Annotated in this window: 7 protein-coding genes; 1 reads left to right on the top strand and 6 read right to left on the bottom strand. The window is 69.8% G+C overall.

Annotated features, from left to right (window positions below):
* Positions 1 to 474: cytochrome P450 (locus ACOJVU_RS03240; RefSeq protein ID WP_421528458.1), on the top strand; the 474-nt coding region annotated here is incomplete at its 5' end.
* Here ACOJVU_RS03240 and ACOJVU_RS03235 read toward each other — a convergent pair.
* The 6 genes from ACOJVU_RS03235 to ACOJVU_RS03210 form a co-directional block, all read right to left on the bottom strand.
* Entirely contained in the window at positions 475 to 2,865 is a 2,391-nt protein-coding gene (locus ACOJVU_RS03235; RefSeq protein ID WP_421528457.1) for a phosphoketolase family protein, read from the bottom strand.
* A 34-nt stretch (positions 2,866 to 2,899) separates the two neighbouring features.
* Complete coding sequence (locus ACOJVU_RS03230; protein ID WP_421528456.1) at positions 2,900 to 3,748, bottom strand: SDR family oxidoreductase; 849 nt, start codon at positions 3,746 to 3,748, stop codon at positions 2,900 to 2,902.
* A 43-nt stretch (positions 3,749 to 3,791) separates the two neighbouring features.
* Positions 3,792 to 4,793 carry an FAD-dependent oxidoreductase gene (locus tag ACOJVU_RS03225; protein WP_421528455.1) on the bottom strand — a complete coding sequence of 334 codons (1,002 nt, stop codon included), beginning with the start codon at positions 4,791 to 4,793 and terminating at the stop codon, positions 3,792 to 3,794.
* Between the two features lie 21 nt (positions 4,794 to 4,814).
* Entirely contained in the window at positions 4,815 to 5,048 is a 234-nt protein-coding gene (locus tag ACOJVU_RS03220) for an NAD(P)-binding protein (protein ID WP_421528454.1), read from the bottom strand.
* Positions 5,049 to 5,052: 4 nt separating this feature from the next.
* On the bottom strand, positions 5,053 to 5,550 hold the full coding sequence (locus tag ACOJVU_RS03215; protein WP_421528453.1) for a DUF427 domain-containing protein: 498 nt from the start codon (positions 5,548 to 5,550) through the stop codon (positions 5,053 to 5,055).
* Positions 5,551 to 5,634: 84 nt separating this feature from the next.
* Positions 5,635 to 6,537, bottom strand: coding sequence for an undecaprenyl-diphosphate phosphatase (locus ACOJVU_RS03210; RefSeq protein WP_421528452.1), 903 nt, complete (start codon positions 6,535 to 6,537; stop codon positions 5,635 to 5,637).
* Positions 6,538 to 6,547: the final 10 nt, after the last annotated feature.

The following is a 6,547-nucleotide window of genomic DNA, read 5'->3' as shown; positions in this document are numbered from 1 at the left end:
ACCACCAACCTGCTGGGGATGCTGCTGGTCAGGCTGGCGGGGGACCACGCGCTGTTCGCCGAGCTGAAAGCGGACCGCAGCCTGCTTCCCGCCGCGGTCGAGGAGACGGCCCGCTGGGGCTCGCCGGTCCAGTGGGTGACCCGAACCGCGACAGTCCCCTGCGCGATCGGCGACACGGTGATCCCCAGGGGTGCGAAGACGGTGCTGTTCTACGCGTCGGCCAACCGCGACCCCGCCAAGTTCCCCCAACCCGATCGCTTCGACATCCACCGGGACACCACCGGGCACCTGGCTTTCGGCCACGGCCTGCACTTCTGTCTGGGGGCACATCTGGCGCGGCTGGAGACGATCACCGCCGCCGACTGCCTGCTCGACGAAGTCGACGGCCTGGAGTTGGCCGGGCCCGTCCGTTGGGGTACGACGCCGTCGTTGCAGGGTCCGGTGTCGGTGCCCCTGCGCGTCACGCGGGGCTGATCACTCGGTACGCGCCCAGGTCCAGCCGGCGATCTGGGGGTCGTCCTCGCCGTGCTCGCGTGTGTAGGCGCGGGCGGCCAGCCGCGCGTCGGCCATCCGCTGGCGCAGCAGCGCGGCGCGGCTGCCCAGCCCGTCCACCCGGTCGATGACGTCCATGACCAGATGGAAGCGGTCGAGGTCGTTGAGCATCACCATGTCGAACGGCGTCGTGGTCGTGCCGCGCTCCTTGAAGCCGCGCACGTGCAGGTGCGGGTGCACGGTGCGCCGGTAGGTGAGCCGGTGGATCAGCCACGGGTAGCCGTGGTAGGCGAAGATCACCGGCTTGTCGCGGGTGAACAGGGCGTCGAACTCCTTGTCCGGCAACCCGTGCGGGTGTTCGGATTCCGGCTGCAGGCGCATCAGGTCGACCACGTTGATGACACGGACCGCCAGGTCTGGCAGTTCCCGGCGCAGGATGTCGGCGGCGGCCAGCGTCTCCAGCGTCGGGACGTCTCCGGCGCACGCGAGGACCACGTCGGGTTCGCCGGTAGCGGTGCTCGCCCACGGCCAGATGCCCAGCCCGCGGGTGCAGTGCGCGATCGCTTCGTCCATGTCGAGGTAGGCCAGCGCGGGCTGCTTGCCGGCGACGATGACGTTGACGTAGTTGCGGCTGCGCAGGCAGTGGTCGGCCACTGACAGCAGGGTGTTGCCGTCCGGCGGCAGGTAGACGCGCGTCAGCTCGGCCCGTTTGTTGGCGACCAGGTCGATGAAGCCGGGGTCCTGGTGCGACGCGCCGTTGTGGTCCTGGCGCCACACGTGGGAGGTCAGCAGGTAGTTCAGCGAGGCGATCGGCCGCCGCCAGGGTAGTTCCCTGCTGGTGGACAGCCATTTCGCGTGCTGGTTGAGCATCGAGTCGACGATGTGCACGAACGCCTCGTAGCAGGTGAACAGCCCGTGCCGGCCGGTCAGCAGGTAGCCCTCCAGCCAGCCCTGGCACAGGTGCTCGGAGAGCACCTCCATCACGCGGCCGTCGGGGGCCAGGTGCTCGTCATCCGGCGTCGTCTCCGAGAGCCACACCTTGTCCGTCGCGCCGTACACGGCGTCCAGCCGATTGGAGGCGGTCTCGTCGGGCCCCATCAGGCGGAACCGGTCGCCGTTGCAAGCGATCACGTCCCGCAGGAACGTCCCCAGCACGCGGGTCGCCTCATGGGTTTCGGTCGCCGGCCGCGACACCTGCACCGCGTAGTCGCGAAAGTCCGGCAGGTCCAGGTCGCGCAGCAGCAGCCCGCCGTTGGCGTGCGGGTTCGCGCTCATCCGGCGATCACCGCGGGGGGCCAGCGCCCGCAGTTCGGGGCGCAGCGCGCCGGTGTCGTCGAACAACTCCTCGGGCCGGTAGCTGCGCAGCCACGCCGCGAGCTGCGCCCGGTGTTCGGCGTTGTCGTGGGTCTCGGCCAGCGGAACCTGATGCGCCCGCCAGGTGCCCTCGACCTTTTTCCCGTCGACCATCTTGGGACCGGTCCAGCCCTTGGGGGTGCGCAGCACGATCATCGGCCACACGGGCCGCTCCGGCCGGCCGCCGCGGCGCGCCCGAGCCTGGATCTCGGCGATGTCGTCGAAGGCGTCGTCCAGCGCGGCGGCCAGCTGCCGGTGCACGTCGGCCGGGTCGTCCCCGGCAACGGTGATCGGTCGGTAACCGTAGCCGCGCAACAGCGACTCGAGTTCCGGCTGCGGAATCCGGGACAGCACCGTCGGGTTGGCGATCTTGTAGCCGTTGAGGTGCAGGATCGGCAACACCGCCCCGTCGAGGGCCGGGTTGAGGAATTTGTTCGAGTGCCAGCCGGCGGCCAACGGCCCGGTCTCGGCCTCGCCGTCCCCGATCACGCAGGCGACCACCAGGTCCGGGTTGTCGAAAGCCGCGCCGTAGGCATGCACCAACGCGTAGCCCAGTTCACCGCCCTCGTGGATGGATCCCGGCGTCTGCGCGGCAACGTGGCTGGGGATGCCGCCGGGGAAGGAGAACTGCCGGAACAGTTTGCGCAGACCTTCAGCGTTCTGGTCGATGCCCGTGTACAGCTCGCTGTAGGTGCCCTCCAGGTAGGCGTTGGCGACCAGTCCGGGTCCGCCGTGCCCGGGTCCGGTGACATAGATCAGGTTGGCGTCGCGGTTGCCGATGATGCGGTTGAGGTGCGCGTAGATCAGGTTCAGCCCCGGTGTGGTGCCCCAGTGGCCGAGCAGCCGGGGTTTGACGTGGCGGGCTTCCAGTGGCTCGGTCAGCAGCGGATTGTCCAGCAGGTAGATCTGCCCGACGGACAGGTAATTGGCGGCACGCCAGTACTTGTCGATGAGGGCCAGTTCGTCATCGGACAGCGATTCGGATTGGGCTGGGGTCGGTGTTCCGGTCTCAAAACTCACCTGGCCGATTGTCCGCCCCTAAGGTGAACTTTGCCTACGCGTCGCCGCGCGCCCGGGCTTCGTAGGCCTGCCGCGTTGCGACATCGACGGCGTCGGTGAAGACGTGTTCGCCGCCGAGCGCCCGGTTGATGCCCTCGGCCAGCGCACGAGGCAAGAACTTCTGCGACGCGATGATCGCCCCGGCCAGCCGGGTGACCCTCACCCGTGGCTTCGGTGCGGCCACCAGTTCGACGATCGCGTCGGCGATGTCGGCGGGTTCGGCGTTCTTGATCCCTTTGGCCCCCGAGGTTCCGGCGATCAGCTCGGTGTTGACGAATGTCGGCATCACCACCGAGAACTTCACCCCGGTTTTGCGGTATTCGAGCCTGGCTGTGTCGGTGAAACCGATCACCGCGTGCTTGCTGGCGCAGTATGTGGCGGCACCGGGGATGGAGGTCTCGCCGGCGAGCGAGGCGACGTTGATGACGTGGCCGCGGCCGCGGGGGACCATCCGCTCGATGGCGAGCTTGCTGCCCAGGATCACCCCGTAGACGTTGATGTCGAGGATGCGACGGGTGACCGCGTCGGGTTCGTCGACGATGCGGCCCAGCGGCATGATCCCGGCATTGTTGACCAGCACGTCGACCGGGCCGAGCTGGCGCTCGACCCGGTCCAGGAAATCGGCGAACGAGTGCCGGTCGGTGACGTCGAGTTTGCCGTGGACGTCGAGGTCGAGCGCTGCACCGGCATCTTTGACCCGGACTTCGTCGATGTCGCCGATCGCCACCTTGGCGCCCAGCTCGTGCAGGGCCGTCGCGGTGGCCAACCCGATTCCGCGGGCGCCACCGGTGATCACGATGACCTTGCCGCGGACCTTGATGCCGACGGGTGCCGTGTCTGCCATGAGGTCAGCACAGCACTGGGCGGCGCGCCGCGCAATGAAATGCTCAGGACGACGGCGACCTCTGTCGGAGTATCTGTTCGGCGGTGCGCCGTCCGCTCACCAGCGCGCCCTGGATGGAGGCGGTGTCCCGGTGGTCGCCACACCACCACAGACCCTCGCGGATGCGCACCGGGCGCCGCACGCGCAACGGCGGCGGCTGCGCGGGCAGCGCGTCTGCGATGACGTGTCGTTTCAGCAATCGCCAGCCCTGACCGCCGACGCCCAGGATGTCTGCGGCATGCCGCCGCGTCTCGCTTTCCTCCGGAGGTGCGCCGCCCGTCTTCAGCAGCGCCGAGGCGCTGATCAGATGCCGTCCCGGTGGGGCATAGCTGGGTGCGGCGGCGCTGATGACGGCGGTGTTGAGCAGCGGTCCGGGCGGCTGGGACCGGCCGTCGACCCAGAGCATCGGCAGCGTGCTGGGCGCCTCGTCGGCGGCCCACCAGTCGGTCACGACCCCGTGCATGGCCGGCGGTGGATGGCCGGTCAGCGCCGCGGCCGCCACCGGATCGGTGGCCACCACGACGTCGCGGGCGCGGGCGACCGCGTCGGTTCCCCGGACCGTCCACCGCTTCCCGTCATGCTCGACCTGGGTTGCTTTCCGTCCCAGCTCTATTCGGCTTTCCAGCGGCGCGGCGAGCTGTTGCGGCAACGCGCGCATGCCCTCTGCCGGCAGGCCGGGCACCCCCAGCACGAACATGCGGGCCAGCAGCAGACAGAACGCGTCGGAGGTGGCGCCGGTGTCCTCGAGCACCACACCGGCGAGGAAGCGGTCGACGACGCGACGCAGTTCACCACGGGCACCGCAGCGATCCAACCCCTCGCCTACGGTGCGGTCGCCGTGCCGGGATTTGACGGCCCGCGGTCGCAGCGCCCCGGCCGCCCAGCGCGCGAGCCCGACCGCTTCGCGGGGCCGGATCATGCCCGAGGCGAGCATCTTCGGCATCAATGTCGGCGCGCGCAGCGGGTGGGCCAGCACCGCCGTGCCGCGCTCGCGGCGCACCGCCACCCCGGCGGCGAATGGTTGAAGTCACAAACCGGCGATGTCGACGCAGGCTGCGAGTTCCGGGTAGGCCGGGTTGAGCACCTGAAAGCCGCGGTCGCACAGGAAGCCGTCGATCACGTCGGTGCGGACGCGGCCGCCGACGTCGTCGCCGCCCTCCCACACCCGAACCTCACGGCCCGCGGCCGCCAGCAGACCCGCACAACGCAACCCGGCCAGACCCGCACCGATGACCAGTACCTCGACGTCGTCGTCGCCCACGGCGTCACCAACCCCTCGATCCGGGAACGCCTTTGAACGGACCGGTGATCCAGCTGGTGATCCAGCCGCCGTAGAAGTCACCCGGTTGCGGTTCCACGACTTCGCCGTTGACGGTGCAGCGGTCGACTCGCGCCGCCATCACCGCGACCATGCCGGCGATCGACGCGAAGGCCGGTGTCGGGCGTGGATAGGCCCACGCCGCCTTCGGTGCGACGGCGGAGCCGCCGGCGACGTCGTAGTAGGCGGCCTGGCCTTTCCATTCACACCACGAGCTGCCCGGCGCCGCGCGCAACGCCCCGGGGGCGAACGCCTCCCGCGGGAGGTAGTAGGTCGGCGGGTGGCTGGTTTCGAGCACCCGCAGGGCCTGTGAGGTCGATGCCACGACCGCACCGCCCAGCTCGACGGTGATGGCCCCGGTGAAAGGTTCGACCCTGGGCGGGCGCGGATAGTCCCACACATTTTCTGGCTGCGGGGCGTCCCGTTCGGGTTGGCGCCGACTCATGCCCGGGTCCCGAAGCGGGCGGTCACGTCGCGGGCCGGCAACACGAAACCTACGGTACGCCTGCGGGACGCAGGCCCGGGTGGCCTAGCGCAGCGTCAGCCAGACCAGGCTGGCGCCGCCGACCACGGTGCAGTAGACGGCGAACGGCGTGAGCGTGCGGGTCTCGAAGTAGCTGGTGAGATAGCGCACCGCGAAGTAGGCGCTGAGGAACGACGCGATGCCGCCGGCCACGACCTGTCCGAAGATGCCCCCACCCAGCGGCCCGAACAATTCCGGGATCTTGTAGAGCCCGGCGGCCAGAATGATGGGCGTCGCGAGCAGGAACGAGAAGCGGGCGGAGTCTTCGTGCGACAGGCCGCGCGACAGTCCGGCCACGATGGTGATGCCCGAGCGGCTGATGCCGGGGAACAGTGCCAGGATCTGGGCGCATCCGATCAGCACGCCGCGGCCCAGGGGCAGCCGGGCGAGCCGGTTGTCGACGGCCACGCCGCCGTGGGTTTGTTCCCCCTGGGCGGCGGCCGGTGCGACGCGGCGTCGCAGCACCTCGCCGGCATACAGGGCGAAGCCGTTCAGCAGCAGAAATGCCGCCGAGGGGATGGGTTTGCCCAGTGTTGTGCGAAACGTCGATTCCAGCAGCAGTCCGGCCAGCCCGACGGGGATGGTGGCCGCGACCAGCAGCCAGGCCAACCGCTCGCCCGAAGTCTGGATGCGCCGATTCCGGAGCGAGGACCCCAAGCCTGCAACGATGCGCAGCCAGTCCCGCCAGAAGAACACCAGCAGGGCTGCGGCGGTGGCCACGTGCAGCCCGACGATGAAGGCCAGATATGGCGACTGGGGGGCCGAGACGTCGAGATCCTGAGCCCATTGCCCGCCGATGAGGGCCGGGACCAGCACCGAGTGGCCGAGGCTGGAAACCGGGAACAGTTCTGTGACGCCCTGGAAGGCGCCGACCGCCACGGCCTCGACATAGCTCAAGTGCGTGCTCACGCGTGGGATC

Source organism: Mycobacterium sp. THU-M104 (assembly GCF_049197365.1).
Taxonomy (GTDB): Bacteria; Actinomycetota; Actinomycetes; order Mycobacteriales; family Mycobacteriaceae; genus Mycobacterium.
This window is presented reverse-complemented; position numbering and strand designations above follow the sequence as displayed.